The 18,254-nt window shown below is 65.0% G+C and carries 13 protein-coding genes; 9 read left to right on the top strand and 4 right to left on the bottom strand.

Annotated elements, in window-relative coordinates:
- Window positions 1-63: 63 nt before the first annotated feature.
- Complete coding sequence (locus CXX84_RS02155) at window positions 64-1,308, bottom strand: bifunctional glycosyltransferase family 2/GtrA family protein (protein ID WP_102975075.1); 1,245 nt, start codon at window positions 1,306-1,308, stop codon at window positions 64-66.
- A gap of 183 nt (window positions 1,309-1,491) precedes the next feature.
- Here CXX84_RS02155 and glmM point away from each other — a divergent pair, with 183 nt between their 5' ends.
- The gene (gene glmM, locus CXX84_RS02150; RefSeq protein WP_102975074.1) at window positions 1,492-2,853 is read left to right on the top strand and encodes a phosphoglucosamine mutase; all 1,362 of its coding nucleotides are present in this window, start codon (window positions 1,492-1,494) and stop codon (window positions 2,851-2,853) included.
- A 70-nt stretch (window positions 2,854-2,923) separates the two neighbouring features.
- On the opposite strand, the gene mscL is transcribed toward glmM, so the two are convergent.
- Genes mscL through coaA form a run of 3 tightly spaced genes read right to left on the bottom strand, consistent with a single transcriptional unit; the run spans window position 2,924 to window position 5,237 of the window.
- Entirely contained in the window at window positions 2,924-3,328 is a 405-nt protein-coding gene (gene mscL / locus CXX84_RS02145) for a large conductance mechanosensitive channel protein MscL (RefSeq protein WP_102975073.1), read from the bottom strand.
- Window positions 3,329-3,351: 23 nt separating this feature from the next.
- Window positions 3,352-4,236 (bottom strand): D-alanyl-D-alanine carboxypeptidase family protein, encoded by an 885-nt coding sequence (locus CXX84_RS02140; RefSeq protein WP_102975072.1) that lies wholly within the window; start codon window positions 4,234-4,236, stop codon window positions 3,352-3,354.
- 5 nt (window positions 4,237-4,241) lie between these two features.
- Window positions 4,242-5,237, bottom strand: a complete 996-nt coding sequence (gene coaA, locus CXX84_RS02135; protein WP_189337457.1) for a type I pantothenate kinase — start codon at window positions 5,235-5,237, stop codon at window positions 4,242-4,244.
- A 107-nt stretch (window positions 5,238-5,344) separates the two neighbouring features.
- Here coaA and glmS point away from each other — a divergent pair, with 107 nt between their 5' ends.
- The 8 genes from glmS (at window position 5,345) to CXX84_RS02095 (ending at window position 18,122) form a co-directional block, all read left to right on the top strand.
- Window positions 5,345-7,231, top strand: coding sequence for a glutamine--fructose-6-phosphate transaminase (isomerizing) (gene glmS / locus CXX84_RS02130; RefSeq protein WP_102975070.1), 1,887 nt, complete (start codon window positions 5,345-5,347; stop codon window positions 7,229-7,231).
- Between the two features lie 128 nt (window positions 7,232-7,359).
- Window positions 7,360-7,707, top strand: a complete 348-nt coding sequence (locus tag CXX84_RS02125) for a holo-ACP synthase (RefSeq protein ID WP_102975069.1) — start codon at window positions 7,360-7,362, stop codon at window positions 7,705-7,707.
- A gap of 29 nt (window positions 7,708-7,736) precedes the next feature.
- Window positions 7,737-9,332: an NAD(P)H-hydrate epimerase gene (locus tag CXX84_RS02120; RefSeq protein ID WP_102975068.1), complete on the top strand. Its 1,596-nt coding sequence runs from the start codon at window positions 7,737-7,739 to the stop codon at window positions 9,330-9,332.
- Between the two features lie 68 nt (window positions 9,333-9,400).
- Entirely contained in the window at window positions 9,401-11,641 is a 2,241-nt protein-coding gene (gene glgX, locus CXX84_RS02115; protein WP_102975067.1) for a glycogen debranching protein GlgX, read from the top strand.
- Window positions 11,638-13,965, top strand: coding sequence for a malto-oligosyltrehalose synthase (treY, locus tag CXX84_RS02110; RefSeq protein WP_102975066.1), 2,328 nt, complete (start codon window positions 11,638-11,640; stop codon window positions 13,963-13,965). The genes glgX and treY overlap by 4 nt, the downstream gene beginning before the upstream one ends.
- Window positions 13,962-15,731 carry a malto-oligosyltrehalose trehalohydrolase gene (gene treZ, locus CXX84_RS02105; RefSeq protein WP_102975065.1) on the top strand — a complete coding sequence of 590 codons (1,770 nt, stop codon included), beginning with the start codon at window positions 13,962-13,964 and terminating at the stop codon, window positions 15,729-15,731. The genes treY and treZ overlap by 4 nt, the downstream gene beginning before the upstream one ends.
- 102 nt (window positions 15,732-15,833) lie before the next feature.
- The gene (gene mgrA, locus CXX84_RS02100; protein WP_102975064.1) at window positions 15,834-16,874 is read left to right on the top strand and encodes an L-glyceraldehyde 3-phosphate reductase; all 1,041 of its coding nucleotides are present in this window, start codon (window positions 15,834-15,836) and stop codon (window positions 16,872-16,874) included.
- A 162-nt stretch (window positions 16,875-17,036) separates the two neighbouring features.
- Window positions 17,037-18,122, top strand: coding sequence for an inositol-3-phosphate synthase (locus tag CXX84_RS02095; protein ID WP_102975063.1), 1,086 nt, complete (start codon window positions 17,037-17,039; stop codon window positions 18,120-18,122).
- Window positions 18,123-18,254 lie beyond the last annotated feature (132 nt).

Genomic DNA, 18,254 nt, shown 5'->3' with positions numbered 1-18,254 from the left:
CTTCCTTACGTCTTGACCCACCCAGGCGCTCGGTGTCCTTTGCGGGGCCGTCGAGAACCGCGCTCACAGGACTCGTCCAGTTGGCGCGAGGGTGGCCGAAACCGAGAGTCCTGATCGACCGTTGCTATGCCGTATCCGGAACACCCAAAGCCTCAGAAGGACAAACCTCATGAGAGTGGCAAGAACGTTGGCTGCGGTCAGTGTCAGGAGTTCCAGGTTTGGCGCCGCATCGGGATTCGCAGCATGGAGGATTACCAATGAAGAGGACGTAATTCCCCAAGCCAGCAGAAATACGATCAGGCCTTGGAACTGTTGCGTGAACAGCTTCGTAGGGCCACTTATCCCAAACGTGAACCTGCGGTTGGCAGCTGTATTACCCACGGCCGTCAAAAGCAGAGACAGGAAATTGGCCTCCTGTGCCCCGAAAGGCCCTTGCAAAACGAGGTAAAGCAACGCGAAAGCCAGAGTTGAGGCAGCTCCTACCACTCCAAAGCGAAGAACTTGGCCAAAGAAGCTGGGCCGGCCCAACGGCACGATTGGACGGCGGCCGAGCTCGGCATAAATCGCCTGAACAGGAATCACTCCCTTTACGAGAGACCCGGCCACCCGGACCATACCCCGCAGGTCATCGAGAGCGGTCTGCTTGATGTCCACCCGGCTGTCCGGATCATCCACCCAGTCGACGGGGATCTCATGAATCCGCAGCCCGGACCGCTCGGCAATGATCAGGAGCTCCGTGTCGAAGAACCACCCGTTATCCTCCACGTGGGGGAGGATACGTTTGGCAACGTCCGCGCGGATTGCCTTGAAACCGCACTGTGCATCGGAAAAGCGGACCTGCATTGTCCGGCGAAGCAGAAGATTGTAGGACCGGGAAATAAACTCCCTTTTCGGCCCCCGGCTCACCCTTGAATTTTGCCCAAGCCGAGTGCCGATGGAAATGTCCGAATGTCCGGATAGCAAGGGTGCCACCAAAGGCGGGAGTGCGGCGAGGTCGGTGGACAAGTCCACATCCAGATAAGCAAGGACCTTGGCCTCCGATGCACCCCAAGCATCCCTCAGGGCGTATCCCCGCCCTTTGACCTCAAGACGACGGTATTCAACGTTCGGCATGTGCTCGCTGAGTCGAGCGGCAATCACCGGAGTCCGGTCGGTGCTTGCATTATCGGCGATGGTAATTTTCCACGTCGACGGCATTTCGTGCGTCAAGTATTCGGAGAGCCTTCTGATGCTGCTTTCGAGTACCGCTTCCTCGTTAAAGACCGGTACAACAATTTCGAGCGCCAAGCCCCCATAGCTAGGTGTCATGCATGGATCGTAGGGGCGCCGAAATAGCCATGGCGAGGCTTTTGGGGAAAGACAGGTAACAACAAAAAGAACCAAGTAGTCCCAGTAATTGCCCGTGCTGGAACGCAGGTACTCACCAAGTAGAAGCAGCCACGACAGGCCGGCTACGCAGGTGCCGCGCCGCCCATCCTCTAGACTTGACCGGTGTCTAGATTATTTGGAACTGATGGTGTCCGGGGCCTGGCGAACGGTCTGTTGACTGCAGAGCTGGCGATGCAGCTGGCCCAGGCGGCCGCCGTCGTACTTGGCCATGACCGTAACTCCAACGGATCACGGCCACGCGCCGTAGTGGCCCGTGACCCGCGCGCCAGCGGTGAATTTATTGCCGCCGCGGTGGAGGCAGGGCTCTCCAGCTCAGGCATCGACGTCTACGACGCCGGCGTCCTCCCGACCCCGGCGGCTGCCTACCTGGTGGCTGATCTGGATGCAGACTTCGGCGTGATGATCTCCGCCTCCCACAACCCGGCGCCGGACAACGGCATCAAGTTCTTCGCCCGCGGCGGCCAGAAGCTTCCCGACGACGTCGAGGACGCCATCGAGGCCCAGATGTCCAAGGAAGCGGTGCGCCCGATCGGTAGCGACGTGGGCCGCATTCAGCGCTTCTCGGACGCCGAGGACCGCTACATCGTCCATCTCCTGGGCACGCTGCCGCACAACCTTGAAGGCATCAGGGTGGTCCTGGACTGTGCCCACGGGGCCGCCAGTGGCTGCTCACCGCAGGTGTTCAAGGACGCCGGCGCGGATGTCATCCTCATTGGTGCAGACCCGGATGGCCACAACATCAACGACGGCGTCGGCTCCACCCACCTTGGCCCGCTCAAGGAAGCGGTGCTTAAGTACAGCGCCGACCTCGGTATCGCCCACGACGGCGACGCCGACCGCTGCCTCGCCGTGGACAATGAGGGCAACGAGGTGGACGGCGACCAGATCATGGCCATCCTCGCCGTGGCGTTGAAGGCTTCCGGAAAGCTCAAGGACGACGTCCTGGTAGCAACCGTCATGAGCAACCTTGGCCTGAAGATTGCGCTCCGCCAGGCTGGCATCAACATCCGCGAAACGGCAGTGGGGGACCGTTACGTCCTCGAAGAGATGCGCGACGGCGGCTTCAACCTGGGCGGCGAACAGTCCGGCCACGTGATTTTCGCGGATTACGCCACCACAGGTGACGGCGTACTGACCGGATTGCAGCTTGCTGCCCAGATCGCCTTGACCGGGAAGTCGCTCAAGGAGCTGGCCACCGTGATGACCAAGCTTCCCCAGGTCCTCATCAACGTCAAGGGAGTGGACCGCACCCGCGTTACCACCAGCGAGGTCCTCGCCCAGGCCGTGGCAGCAGCGGAAGCGGCACTGGGCGATACCGGCCGCGTCCTGCTGCGCCCCTCCGGCACTGAGCCTGTAGTGCGCGTGATGGTGGAAGCAGCTGACGAAGCCACCGCGCAGTCCATCGCTGAACACCTCGCCCAGGTGGTCCGAACCGAGCTCGCGCTGGAACTGGTCAACGACTAAGAGCCTCCAACGAAAACGAACAGTGGCCCGCTTCCCTTAGGAAGCGGGCCTCTGTCGTCCAGAGAGTGGGTCAGGAAGAGCGGCTCGTCAGGGCGTCGCGGATTTCGGTGAGCAGGGCGATCTGGGGGTCCTCGGCAGACTCCTCTTTTACGTCCTGGCCGATTCCGAGCCTGCGGTTGCGGCGCTCAATCATGAGGTTCATGGGCATCACCACAACGAAGTAAATGGCCGCGGCAATCAGGAGGAAATTGACGACTGCGGTCAGCAGGACCCCGAACTCGATGGCGTTGCCGTTGAAGTCCACCTTGGCAAAGCTGTCAAAGTTGGGTGACCCCACGAGTCCCGCAATGAACGGCATGAGCACCTTGTTCACCAGCGCAGTAACCACCGCACCGAAGGCCGTACCGATTACGACGGCGACGGCAAGGTCAACGACGTTGCCCTTCATAATGAAATTCTTGAATCCAGTCAGCATAGGAACCAACGTAGCCCATCGCCCTATGGATACCCCGGCGCGGGCTCCACGCCGAAGTATTCCTCCAGAGTGTTGATGCCACGGTTCACCATGTCTGTGGCCGCCTCGATTCCGATGTACCGCAGGTGCCACGGCTCGTAGTAGTAGCCCGTGATCGGATGGAACATCCAGGGGTACCGCACCACGAAGCCGAACCGGTGCCCGTTCGCCTTGGCCCACACGGCTGCGGGCTGGTCCGCGAAGCACGGCTGGAAACCGCACACGCCGTTGCCGTCCGCGATGTCGAAGGCCCAGCCAGTCTGGTGCTCCGAGTAGCCGGGACGCGCGCTGGCAGTATCGGCGTCGGCCTGGCCGCGGGAGGCGACGTAGCCGTTGTAGGTGGCCGCCTGGGTGTTGTAGGAGCGGTACCCGCTGGCGAGGACTATCGCCACGCCGTCCCGCGCTGCTGCTGCGAACATTGCTTCCGCAGCAGCCGCCGTCGTGCTGTTCAGCAGCGCCGCCTCATCGGAGGCGGCAATTGCGACGGCGGGAGTCACCAGGTCAGCCGGCATGTAGGCCGCCGGAACCAGCGGCCGGTGCTTGTTGACGATGAGCCAGGGGCTTGCCGGGTCGGTCAGCGAGAACTGCCGCGGCAGCGCGGATGAGGGCGACGGCGTTGGCGACGGCTCCGCAGGTGCCGGAGCCTCTGTGGTGGGCGCCGCCGTCGTGCCTTCCGGAGTGGGCGTGGGGGTAACAGGTGGGGGAGACGCGGCGGAGGCAGGGGCGGACGACGGCGGAACCGGCGCGGGTGCCTCCGGCGTGCAGGCCGCCAGGACAGCAAGTCCGGCGCCTGCCGCGAGGAAGTGCGTGAAGCTGCGGCGGGTGGTCGCCTGGGACTTAAGTGAGGCGGCCGTGCAGTCGTGGCACACCTGGGTTAAACCTTCCGCAGGAGCATGCGGCGGATCGAATGGTCCGCCTCTTTGGTCAGCACCAGCTGCGCCCGTCCCCGCGTGGGAAGGACGTTCTCCTCGAGGTTGGGTTCGTTGATGCGTTTCCAGATGTCCCGCGCCGTGGTCTCCGCCTCATCGTCAGACAAGGTGGCGTAGCGGTGGAAGTAGGACTCAGGCTGGGCGAACGCAGTGCTCCGCAGCTTGCGGAACCGGTCCACATACCACTCCTCGATATAGGACGTCTTGGCATCCACGTAAATGGAGAAATCGAAGAAATCACTCAGCGCCAGGCCCTGCCGGCCGTCATGCCGTGGACGGGCCGGAGCCAGCACGTTCAGCCCCTCCACGATCAGGACGTCGGGGCGGCGGACCACCACTTCCTTGCCGGGGACGATGTCGTAGGTGACATGCGAGTACCAGGGGGCGCGCACCTCTTCGGCGCCGCTCTTGATTTCGCTCACAAAGCGGAGCAGTGCCCGGCGGTCGTAGGACTCCGGAAAACCCTTGCGCTCCAGCAGCTGGCGCCGCTTGAGCTCGGCCAGCGGATACAGGAATCCGTCCGTCGTGATGAGTTCGACGTTGGGGGTGCCTGGCCAGCGCCGCAGCATCTCGCGGAGCACACGGGCAATGGTGGACTTTCCCACGGCCACGGATCCCGCCACGCCGATCACGAACGGCGTGCGCTGAGTGTGTTCCCCCAGGAACGTGGTGGTGGCAGCGTGCAACTGCCCCGCAGCCTCTACATACAGGTGCAGGAGCCGGGAGAGCGGCAGGTAGACCTCGCGGATCTCCTTCATGTCCAGGGGATCGCCGAGGCCGCGGAGACGGATGATGTCCTCTTGGTTAAGGGGCTGTTCCATCTCGTCGGCGAGCCGGGACCAGGTCTGCCGGTCCAGCTCGACGAACGGGGAGACACCCTCCCCGTTCGCCTCGTTGCGTTGCAAAGTCACGTTAGAGATTCTGCCCCTCGCCCGGCGCATAGCGAAATGGAGCGGAGTTTTGTGCGCGGCGGCCGCCGCAATATCCTGCACCGCAGGAACGGCTGCCGGTTTAGAGCTAAGGCACCACTGCCGATAGTCTTGACCCTATGTGTGGAATCGTGGGATATGTTGGCCGGTCTGATAACGGCGGAAGTCACAGTGCTTTGGATGTTGTCCTTGAGGGACTGCGCCGCCTGGAGTACCGGGGGTATGACTCCGCGGGTGTTGCTGTGGTGTACCAGGGCGCCATCGAGTCGCGGAAGAAGTCCGGGAAGCTGAGCAACCTGATCGCTGAGCTGGAGGCCAGGCCGTTGCCGGAGACGGTAACGGGGATCGGCCACACGCGCTGGGCAACGCATGGCGGGCCGACGGACCGCAATGCGCACCCGCATCTGGCCGATGGCGGCAAGCTCGCCGTGATCCACAACGGCATCATTGAAAACTTCGCCGAGCTCAAGCTCGAGCTGCTGGACAAGGGCGTGGAGTTCCTGTCCGAAACGGACACTGAGGTGGCCGCGGCGCTGCTGGCGGACATCTTCCGGAACAAGCTCGCCGGAGACACCTCCGAGGGCCGCCTGACCCGTGCCATGGAACTGGCCTGCCAGCGCCTGGAGGGGGCCTTCACGCTGCTGGCCGTGCACGCGGACCAGCCCGACGTCGTCGTGGCCGCCCGCCGCAACTCACCCCTGGTGGTAGGCCTGGGCGAGGGCGAGAACTTCCTGGGTTCGGACGTGTCCGGGTTCATCGACTACACCCGCCGGGCCGTGGAGCTGGGCCAGGACCAGATCGTCACCATCACCGCGGACACCGTGGAGATCACCGATTTCTTCGGCAACCCTGCCGCGGGCAAGGAATACCACGTGGACTGGGACCCCGCCTCGGCCGAAAAGGGCGGCTTCAGCTCGTTCATGGAAAAGGAAATCCATGACCAGCCCGACGCCGTGGCGCAGACCCTGATGGGCCGGTCCGACGTCAACGGCAAGCTGACCCTGGACGAGCTCCGGATCGACCCGGAGCTCCTGAAGCAGGTCAACAAGATCATCGTGCTGGCCTGCGGCACCGCCGCGTACGCCGGGATGGTGGCGAAGTACGCGATCGAGAACTGGTGCCGAATCCCCACCGAAGTGGAGCTCGCGCACGAGTTCCGCTACCGGGACCCGATCCTGGACGAGAACACCCTGGTGGTGTCCATCAGCCAGTCCGGGGAGACCATGGACACGCTGATGGCCGTCCGCTACGCCCGGGAACAGGGTGCGAAGACCATCTCCATCTGCAACACCAACGGGTCCACCATCCCGCGCGAGTCCGACGCCGTGCTCTACACGCACGCCGGCCCGGAGATCGCTGTCGCGTCCACCAAGGCGTTCCTGGCCCAGATCACCGCGGCGTACCTGCTGGGCCTGTACCTGGCACAGTTGCGCGGCAACATCTTCACCGGCCAGATCAAGGACGTCCTCGCGGACCTGAACAAGATCCCCTCGAAGATCCAGAAAATCCTGGACAACGCCGGCCCGCTCCGCGAACTCGCCCGGTCCATGGCCGAGGAGAAGTCGGTGCTGTTCCTGGGCCGCCACGTCGGCTACCCGGTAGCCCTTGAAGGTGCGCTGAAGCTCAAGGAAATCGCCTACATCCACGCTGAGGGCTTCGCCGCCGGTGAGCTCAAGCACGGCCCGATCGCGTTGATCGATGAAGGCCAGCCGGTGTTCGTGGTGGTCCCGTCCCCGCGCGGCCGCGATTCACTGCATTCCAAGGTGGTCTCCAACATCCAGGAAGTCCGCGCCCGCGGCGCCCGCACCCTGGTCATTGCCGAGGAAGGTGACGAAGCCGTGAAGGCCTACGCCGAGCACGTCTTCTACGTCCCCGAAACCCCGACGCTGCTCATGCCGCTGCTGACCACCGTCCCGCTGCAGATCTTCGCCGCGGAACTGGCCCAGGCCAAGGGTTATGACGTGGACCAGCCCCGCAACCTCGCCAAGAGCGTCACGGTCGAGTAACTGCGGACAGCCACATCCAGCATCGATGACGGAAGCCCCGGGTACAGCGCCCGGGGCTTCTGCCGTATCCGGGGTGCCGGGCGCGCTGCGGCACGGAACGCCAAGGACGCCACCGTAGAATAGGCCGCATGATTCTTGGCATTGGCGTAGACGTTGTTGACATCGAGCGGTTCGGCCGCCAGCTTGAACGCACCCCCGGCCTTAGGGACCGGCTGTTCGTCCCTGCCGAGCGCGAGCTGAACACCCGGTCACTGGCTGCGCGGTTTGCCGTCAAGGAAGCTGTTGCCAAGGTCCTCGGCGCTCCTGCCGGCATGAACTGGCAGGACTGCTGGATCGGCCTGGACCAGAACGGACCCACCGTGCAGGTCAAAGGCACTGTGCTGGCCGTCGCCGAAGCCAAGGGCGTCAAACGCTGGCACCTGTCCATCAGCCACGACGGCGGGATCGCCACGGCCACTGTCCTGGCCGAAGGCTGAACAGCCTCCACCGCACTGGAACTGACACCGTGATCAGCGCCTATACCGGAACCCAAATCCGGCAGGCCGAGCAACCCCTGCTGGACGAGGGCCTGGGTGATGTCCTCATGCAGCGCGCCGCCCACGGCATGGCCAATGCCGTTATCGCAGAGCTGAAGTCCCGCGGCCTGGGCGTGTACGGCAGCAGCGTTTCCGTTCTCACCGGCAAGGGCAACAACGGCGGGGACGGCCTGTACGCCGCCGCTTTCCTTGCTGCCCGGGGAATGCGTACGACGGCGGTGCTCACCGACGACTCGGCCCACGCGAAGGCGCTGGCTGCCTTTGAGCGCGCCGGCGGCCGGGTGCACCGTCTTGCCGGGGCGGCACCCGCAGGGCTGGCCGTGGAAGCCGCGCGCGCCGACGTCGTCATTGATGCCGTGCTGGGAACGGGCGCGAAAGGCGGGCTGCGGGGGAGTGCTGCCGACCTGGTTGCCGCCGTGGCCGAGCTCCTGACGGACCGCACGGGACCTGCCTTCGTGGTGGCCTGTGACCTTCCCAGCGGTGTGGACGCCGATACCGGCGAGGTGTCCCAGCCGGTGCTGCCCGCGGACCTGACCGTTACCTTCGGCGCTGCCAAAAGCGGACTGCTGGCCGATCCAGGCGCCGACTACGCCGGAAGCGTGCACGTGGTACCCATCGGGATCGAGGAGTACCTGCCCCCTCCTTCGCTCCGCCGGTTCGAAGATGCGGACCTGGCCCGGCTGCTGCCGCGCCCTGGCCGGCGCGCCCACAAGTACTCACGCGGAGTGCTGGGAGTGGTTGCCGGCTCCGTCGACTATCCCGGTGCAGCCGTCCTGGCCTGCCGCGGCGCCCTGGCCGCGGGCGTGGGGATGGTCCGGTACCTTGGCCCGCCCGAGGTGGCGGACCTGGTGCGGCAGTCCTGCCCCGAGGTGGTCTGCAGCACCGGTGCGGTGGCTGGGAACCGGGTCCAGGCGTGGCTCGTGGGTTCGGGAATGGGTCCCGGAGACCACGAACAGCTGCAGCGTGCCCGCGACGCGGTCGAATCGGGTCTGCCCGTTGTGGCCGACGCGGGGGCCCTGCCTGCGCTGCCCGCGGCCCTTGCCCCGCACGTCGTCCTCACCCCCCATGCCGGCGAGCTGGCCGCATTGATGCAGCGGCTCGGCGGGACGGAGGACCGCGGAAATGTGGAGGCCGGAACCCTTGCCGCGGTCCGCCGGGCTTCGGAAATGACCGGTGCAACGGTGCTGCTCAAGGGCGCCACCACCCTCGTCGCTGCACCGTCCGGGGACGTGTACAGCCAGGCTGACGGCACACCCTGGCTCGCCACCGCCGGCTCCGGCGACGTCCTCGCGGGAGTCATTGGCGCGCTGCTCGCCCAGGCGGGTGACGACGTCGGCCGCTTCAGTTCGGAGGAGGGCGCTGGCGAGGTGCCCTGGGCTGATATTGCCGCGCTGGGAGCCGCCCTGCACGGCCGGGCCGGGAAGGCGGCCTCTGCCCTCGCCGCCGGCGGGCCGATCGCCGCTGGCGGAATAGCGGACGCCCTACCTGAAACGTGGGGTAAAGTCAGCATGCTTAGTAACCATGGAGCACGGAAACGTAATAGTCACAGCCAACCATTACGGTAGGCATTAGTTCGCACTGGCAGCAGGGGCGTTCCGATGCCCTTGCTGCTGACAAATATTTGAGGAGCATGATGGAAGTCTGGCCTGGAACTGCCTACCCGCTGGGAGCTACCTTTGACGGCACCGGCACCAATTTCGCCCTGTTCAGCGAACTCGCCGAGCGGGTGGAACTCTGCCTCCTGGCTGATGACCTGACCGAAACGCGGATCGAACTGACCGAAGTGGACGGCTACGTCTGGCACTGCTACCTCCCGCACATCCAGCCCGGACAGAAGTACGGTTACCGGGTCCACGGGCCGTACGATCCCGCGAGCGGGAACCGGTTCAACGCCAACAAGCTGCTGATGGACCCGTATGCGAAGGCCATCCAGGGCCAGATTGACTGGGATCCCGCGCTGTTCTCCTATGAATTCGGCGACCCCGATTCGCGCAACGACGCTGACTCGGCGCCGCACACCATGCACGGCGTGGTCATCAACCCGTTCTTCGAGTGGGACGGCGACCGCCAGCTGCGGATCCCCTACCACCAGTCGGTCATCTATGAAGCCCACGTCAAGGGCCTCACCGAGCTGCACCCGGAGATCCCCGAAGAACAGCGCGGCACCTATGCCGGCGTGGCCCACCCCGCGGTCATCGACCACATGAAAAAGCTTGGCGTCACCGCCATCGAGCTCATGCCGGTCCACCAGTTCGTCAACGACGGCACCCTGGTGGAGAAGGGGCTCAACAACTACTGGGGCTACAACACCATCGGCTTCTTCGCCCCGCAGAACACCTACAGCTCCACCGGCGACGTGGGGCACCAGGTCCAGGAATTCAAGGCCATGGTCCGCGACCTGCACCGCGCCGGCATCGAAGTCATCCTCGACGTCGTCTACAACCACACCGCCGAGGGCAACCACCTCGGCCCCACGCTGTCCTTCAAGGGGATCGACAACCAGGCCTACTACCGCCTGGTGGACAACGACCTCAAGCACTACATGGACTACACCGGCACCGGCAACTCGCTGAACGTCCGCCACCCGCACTCCCTGCAGCTGCTCATGGACTCCCTGCGCTACTGGGTCACCGAGATGCACGTTGACGGCTTCCGCTTCGACCTCGCCTCCACCCTGGCCCGCGAGTTCTACGACGTTGACAAGCTCTCCACCTTCTTCGAACTCATCCAGCAGGACCCCGTAGTCTCCCAGGTCAAGCTCATCGCCGAGCCGTGGGACGTTGGCCCCGGTGGGTATCAGGTGGGCAACTTCCCGCCGCAGTGGACGGAATGGAACGGCAAATACCGCGACACCGTCCGCGACTTCTGGCGCGGCGAGCCCGCCACGCTGGGCGAATTCGCGTCCCGCCTGACCGGTTCCGCCGACCTGTACGAAAGCTCGGCCCGCCGCCCGGTGGCCTCGATCAACTTTGTCACCGCCCACGACGGTTTCACCATGCGGGACCTGGTCTCCTACAACGAGAAGCACAACGAGGCCAACGGCGAGGGCAACAACGACGGCGAGTCGCACAACCGCTCCTGGAACTGCGGCGTTGAAGGCGACACCGATGACGACAAGGTCCTGACCCTCCGGGCCCGCCAGCAGCGCAACTTCATCGCCACCCTGCTGCTCTCCCAGGGCGTGCCGATGCTGCTCCACGGCGACGAACTCGGCCGTACCCAGCAGGGCAACAACAACACCTACTGCCAGGACTCCGAGCTCAGCTGGATCCACTGGGAAGCCATGGACCAGCCGCTGGTGGAGTTCACCGCCTTCGTCAACAAGCTCCGCCACGACCACCCCACGTTCCGCCGCAGCCGCTTCTTTGACGGCAGACCGGTACGCCGAGGCGAAGGCGAGAAGCTGCCGGACATTGTCTGGCTGAAGACCGACGGCACCGAAATGCTGCCGGAGGACTGGGGCAGCGGTTTCGGCCGCACCATCGGCGTCTTCTACAACGGCCACGGAATCCAGGAACAGGATTCCCGCGGCCGGCGCATCACCGACGACAGCTTCATCATGGCCTTCAACGCGCACGACGACGTTGTGGACTTCTGCCTGCCCTCCGACGAGTACTCCCAGTACTGGGAGGTGCTGATTGATACGGCCAAGCAGGCCGATGCCTACGAGCCCCTCAAGGCGAAGGCGACGCTGACGCTGGAAGCGAAGTCGATGGTGGTGCTGCGCGCCTACTCCGGCCCTGAAGAAGAAGTGGACCTTTCCGCCGCGGCTTCCCTGGCTTCAATGGCCGAACATGAGGAAGCCCAGGAAGAAATGGTGGAAGCCCAGACGAAGGCAGCGGAAGCGAGCGAGGCAAAGGCAACCAAAGCATGAGGACACCGGCCTCCACATACCGCCTGCAGATCCGCAAGGGCTTCACCCTGTTTGATGCTGCCGAACAGGTCCCGTACCTGAAGGACCTCGGTGTGGACTGGGTGTACCTTTCACCCATCCTGACCGCGGAGCAGGGCTCGGACCACGGCTATGACGTGACCGACCCCTCCGCCGTGGACCCGGACCGGGGTGGCCCCGAAGGCCTGCTGGCCCTGTCCAACGCAGCCCGCGAGCACGGCATGGGCGTCTTGGTGGACATTGTGCCCAACCACGTCGGCGTCGCGACGCCCGTCCAGAACCCGTGGTGGTGGTCCCTGCTGAAGGAAGGGCAGGGCTCACCGTACGCCGAAGCCTTCGACGTTGAATGGGAACTGGCGGGCGGAAAGATCCGGCTGCCCATGCTTGGCTCCGGTGAAGACCTGGACAAGCTGGAGGTCAAGGACGGCGAACTCCGCTACTACGACCACCGGTTCCCGATCGCCGAAGGGACGTATTCCGACGGCGACTCGCCGCAGGACGTGCACAGCCGCCAGCACTACGAGCTGATCGACTGGCGCCGGGCCGACGCCGAGCTGAACTACCGCCGCTTCTTCGCCGTCACCACGCTGGCCGGGATCCGGGTGGAAACACCCCGGGTCTTCGAGGAAGCGCATGCCGAGGTGGGCCGCTGGTTCACGGAAGGCCTGGTGGACGGACTGCGGGTGGACCACCCGGATGGACTGGCCGATCCTGCCGGCTACCTCCGCTGGCTCAAGGACCTCAGCGGCGGAGCCTACGTGCTGGTGGAAAAAATCCTGGAACCGGGCGAAACCCTGCCCCAGGACTTCGCCACCGAGGGCACCACCGGCTACGACGCACTGGCGGACGTGGACAGGATCTTCGTTGATCCCGCAGGACAGCAGCAGCTCGATGAGCTGGACGCCAAGCTTCGGGACTCTGACACCCCGGCGGACTACGCCGAAATGATCCGGGGCACCAAGCGGATGATCGCGGACGGCATCCTCCGGTCCGAGGTGCTGCGCCTGGCACGACTGGTTCCGGAATCCCACGGGCTTTCGGTGGAACAGGCAGCGGATGCGCTGGCGGAAATCATCGCTGCGTTCCCGGTCTACCGCACGTACCTGCCCGCCGGCGCCGAGATCCTCAAGGAAGCCTGCGAGTCTGCGGCGGCCCACCGGCCCGACCTTGAAGTTGCCGTGGGCACGCTGCTGCCGCTGCTGCTTGACCCCGCCAACGCGATTTCGGTGCGGTTCCAGCAGACGTCGGGCATGGTGATGGCCAAGGGTGTGGAGGACACCGCGTTCTACCGCTACACCCGGCTGGGCACCCTGACGGAAGTGGGAGCCGAACCGACGGAGTTCGCTGTTTCTCCTGAGGAGTTCCACCATCGGATGCTTCGGCGGCAGCAGGAACTGCCCCTGTCCATGACCACGCTGTCCACGCACGACACCAAGCGCAGCGAGGACGCCCGGGCGCGGATCTCGGTGATCGCCGAACTGCCGCAGGAGTGGACGGCCACGCTGAACAACCTCCGCGAACTGGCTCCGATCCCGGACGGCCCCTACGAGAACCTGCTGTGGCAGGCGATCATCGGCGCGTGGCCCGCGAGCCGGGAGCGGCTTCAGGGCTACGCGGAAAAGGCCGCCCGGGAAGCCGGCAACTCCACCACCTGGACCAGCCCGGACGAGGACTTCGAATCCCACGTCAAAGCGGCAGTGGATGCAGCGTTCGACGACGCCCGGGTCACCAAGGTGCTGGAGGACTTCGTGGCACGGATCGACTCCTACGCCGCGTCGAACTCCCTGTCCGCCAAGCTGGTCCAGCTGACCATGCCAGGCGTCCCGGACGTCTACCAGGGCAGCGAATTCTGGGAACGGTCGCTGACCGATCCCGACAACCGCCGGCCGGTGGACTTCGCGGTCCGCCAGCAGGAGCTGGCAAAGCTCGACGCCGGCAGCTTGCCTGAAGCGGGGACGGAAATCAGTAAGCTCCTGGTCACCTCCCGGGCGCTCCGGCTCCGCCGTGACCGGGCTGAACTGTTCCAGGGCTACAATCCGTTTGCCGCCTCCGGCGCTGCGGCAGATCACCTGCTCGCGTTCCACCGCGGTGGAGACACCTCCCCGGGAGCCATGACCCTCGCCACCCGGCTGCCCGCAGGACTGGCAGCCGGCGGCGGATGGCGGGACACCGCCGTCGAACTCCCCGCCGCAATGCGCGACGAGCTGACGGGCAACGGATACGGACCGGGCACCGTTTCGGTAGCCGATGTCCTGGGTACCTACCCCGTGGCTTTGCTCGTACCGGTGGATGGAGAACAAGCATGACCCTCGTAAATGTTGGGCCTGAGCGTTTCGACGTCTGGGCTCCCGACGCCAGTTCTGTGATCCTGGTAGCTGACGGCCGGCAGTACCCCATGCTGCAGAAGGAGACCGTGCCGGGCTCGGAGGGCTGGTGGACCGCGCCGGACGCGCCGGCTGACGGTGAGGTGGACTACGGCTATCTGCTGGACGGGGACGGCCACCCCGTTCCTGACCCGCGGTCACGCCGGCTTCCGGCCGGCGTCCATGAGCTCTCCAGGACCTTCGACCCCGCGGCCTACTCCTGGCAGGATGGCGCCTGGAAGGGCAAGGAGCTGCAGGGGGCGGTGATCTACGAACTCCATGTGGGTACGTTCACGCCCGATGGAACCCTGGACGCTGCTGCTGAAAAGCTCGGCTACCTCGTGGACCTGGGAGTCGACTTCATCGAGCTGCTTCCGGTCAACGGCTTCAACGGAACCCACAACTGGGGCTACGACGGCGTCCAGTGGTACGCGGTCCACGAAGGCTACGGCGGGCCGGCGGCCTACCAGCGCTTTGTGGATGCTGCCCACGCTGCCGGCCTGGGCGTTATCCAGGACGTGGTGTACAACCACCTCGGCCCCAGCGGGAACTACCTGCCCAAGTTCGGCCCGTACCTCAAACAGGGGGATGCCAACACCTGGGGCGACTCGGTCAACCTGGACGGCCTCGGCTCGGACGTGGTGCGGGAATACATCCTGGACAATCTGGCGCTGTGGCTCCGGGATTACCACGTGGACGGTCTCCGCCTGGATGCCGTGCACGCGCTGCGGGATGAGCGTGCCGTGCACATCCTGGAGGAGTTTGGTGCACTGGGAGACGCCGTCTCGGCCGAGACCGGGCTGCCCAAGACCCTGATCGCCGAGTCGGACCTGAACAACCCGCGCCTGATCTACCCCCGGGACGTCAACGGGTACGGACTGGCCGGGCAGTGGAGCGACGACTTCCACCACGCGGTGCACGTCAGCGTCAGCAGCGAGACCACCGGGTACTACGAGGACTTCCAGTCCCTCGCGGTCCTGGCCAAGGTCCTGAAGGACGGCTTCCTGCACGACGGCAGCTACTCCAGCTTCCGCGGACGCCACCACGGCCGTTCCATCAACGCCTCGCTGGTCCATCCTGCGGCCCTGGTGGTCTGCAACCAGAACCACGACCAGATCGGCAACCGCGCCACGGGGGACCGGCTTTCGCAGTCGCTGTCCCACGGGCAACTGGCTCTGGCCGCCGTGCTCACCCTGACGTCTCCGTTTACGCCGATGCTGTTCATGGGCGAGGAGTTCGCGGCGAGCACGCCGTGGCAGTTCTTCACTTCCCATCCGGAACCCGAGCTGGGCAAGGCCACTGCGGAAGGCCGGATCAAGGAGTTCGAGCGCATGGGGTGGGATCCCGCCGTTGTGCCTGATCCCCAGGATCCGGAAACCTTCACCCGGTCCAAGCTCAACTGGGATGAAGTCACCGGCGGCGACCACGCCCGGCTCCTGGAGCTCTACCGCTCGCTGACCGCACTGCGCCGGGAGCACCCAGAGCTTGCCGGGCTCGGCTTCACCGAGACGGACGTGACGTACGACGACGACGCCGGCTGGCTGCGCTTCCGCCGCGGCAGCGTCGAGGTGCTGCTGAACCTCTCGGACGCCAAGGTCCGGCTGGAGGACGTTTCCGGGACAGTCCTGCTGGCAACGGATGAGGGAACGGCCCTTGACGGGGAAGCCCTCGCCCTGGCACCGTGGAGTGCAGCAATCGTCAAGTCCTGACTGGCGTTGTAAAGGTTACGCCGCGGGTTGACCCTGTCAGCCCGCGGCGTAACTTTTGTCCCTTCGCCTGTTGTCGGGGTCACAGCTGGCAGGATGGAACGTATGACTTATTCCGCGGCGGAAGACCGCTATGAATCCATGCCCTACCGCCGCGTCGGCCGCAGCGGACTGAAACTCCCGGCCATTTCCCTTGGCCTGTGGCACAACTTCGGCGACGACAAGCGCCTTGACGAACAGCGGGACATTCTTCGCCGCGCGTTCGACCTCGGCGTCAACCACTTCGACCTCGCCAACAACTACGGGCCGCCGGACGGTTCCGCCGAAACCAATTTCGGCCGGCACCTCAAGGACGACTTCAAGCCCTACCGGGACGAACTCGTCATCTCCACCAAAGCCGGCTACTACATGTGGCCCGGCCCGTACGGCGAATGGGGCTCCCGCAAGTACCTGATCTCCAGCCTGGACCAGTCGCTGCAGCGCATGGGCCTGGACTACGTTGACATCTTCTACAGCCACAGGCCGGACCCGGAAACCCCGATGGAAGAGACCATGGGCGCTCTGGATTACGCGGTGCGTTCGGGTAAGGCGCTGTATGCCGGTATCTCCTCCTACACCCCGGAGCAGACCATCGAGGCTGCCCGGATCCTGAAGGACCTCGGGACACCGCTGCTCATCCACCAGCCCAGCTACTCCATGCTCAACAGGTGGACCGAGAACGGCTCGCCGAATCTGTACGAGGCACTCGACCAGGTCGGGGCAGGTTCCATCGCATTCTCGCCGCTGGCCCAGGGCATGCTCACCGACCGCTACCTCAACGGTGTTCCCGCCGATTCGCGTGCAGCCAAAGCACGGTTCCTGTCCGAGGATTCCATCACGGACGAGAAGTTGGACCGGATCCGCGGACTCCACGCGATCGCCGAAGGCCGCGGACAATCCCTGGCGCAAATGGCTGTCGCGTGGATCCTTCGGGACCAGCCCAAGGGCTCGCCTGTGACGTCCGCCCTGGTGGGCGCGTCCAGTGTCCGCCAGCTGGAGGACACCCTGTCCGCCATCAACAACCTCGACTTCACGCAGGATGAGCTGAACGCCATCGACGAGTTCGCCGTGGAATCGGACATCAACCTCTGGAAGCAGCCCGTCTAGTCTCATTCCCGTCATCCCACGGAGCGGGACGGGGGAACAAGCCCTCGTCCTGCTCGGTTGGGTACTATGAAAAGGCGCCGCGTGGCGCCGTACCTGCCGGCCGCCGTCGTACTTCCCTCGAAGCTGAACCGGCCGGCTGACGTTTGTCCTCAAAGGAGTTCCGTGTCTTCACATCCGATTCGTGTTGCAATTGTCGGCGTAGGAAACTGCGCCGCTTCGCTGGTCCAGGGCGTCCACTACTACAAGGACGCAGACCCTAAGGCCACGATCCCGGGCCTGATGCACGTTGAGTTCGGCCAGTACCACGTGGGTGACGTAGAGTTCGTCGCCGCGTTTGACGTTGATGGGAAAAAGGTCGGCGTTGACCTTGCCCACGCGATCCTGGCAAGCGAAAACAACACCATCAAGATCGCTGACGTGCCGCCCACCGGTGTCACCGTCCAGCGCGGCCACACCCTCGACGGGCTCGGCAAGTACTACCTTGAGACCATCGAGCAGTCCACCGAAGAGCCGGTGGACGTTGTCCAGGCGCTCAAGGACGCCAAGGTTGACGTCATGGTGTGCTACCTGCCGGTTGGCTCGCAGGAAGCTGCCGAGTTCTACGCCCAGTGCGCCATCGACGCCGGCGTCGCCTTCGTGAACGCCCTGCCCGTGTTCATCGCCGGAACCAAGGCCTGGGCCGACAAGTTCACCGCCGCCGGCGTCCCCATTGTTGGCGACGACATCAAGAGCCAGATCGGTGCCACCATCACGCACCGCGTAATGGCCAAGTTGTTCGAGGACCGCGGAGTGACGCTGGACCGCACGTACCAGCTGAACGTCGGCGGCAACATGGACTTCAAGAACATGCTGGAGCGCGACCGCCTGGAGTCCAAGAAGATCTCCAAGACCCAGGCCGTCACCTCCAACGTGGAAGCCGAACTGGCCGCCAAGGACGTCCACATCGGCCCGTCCGACTACGTCCAGTGGCTCGACGACCGCAAGTGGGCCTTCGTCCGCCTCGAGGGCCGCAACTTCGGTGACGCCCCCGTTTCGCTCGAATACAAGCTGGAGGTCTGGGACTCACCCAACTCGGCCGGCGTGATCATTGATGCCATCCGTGCCGCCAAGATCGGCCTGGACCGCGGCATCGGCGGCCCCCTGCTTTCCGCATCGAGCTACTTCATGAAGTCCCCGCCGGAGCAGTTCAACGACGACCTCGCCCGCGAAAAGGTCGAAGCCTTCATCCGCGGCGACCTCGACCGCTAACCCGTATCACTGCCGTTGCTCTGTCACTTCCTGCAGGTTGTGGCCGGACGCTCCCTCACCCTCAAGGGTGGGGGAGCGCCTCCGGTTAACACGCTTGCTCACATCCTGCACCCTTCCCTGTGACCCTTGCCC

The organism is Arthrobacter sp. AFG7.2, from assembly GCF_002892835.1.
GTDB lineage: Bacteria > Actinomycetota > Actinomycetes > Actinomycetales > Micrococcaceae > Arthrobacter.
The sequence above is the reverse complement of the archived record's forward strand: the minus strand, read 5'-3'. Positions and strand labels throughout refer to the sequence as shown.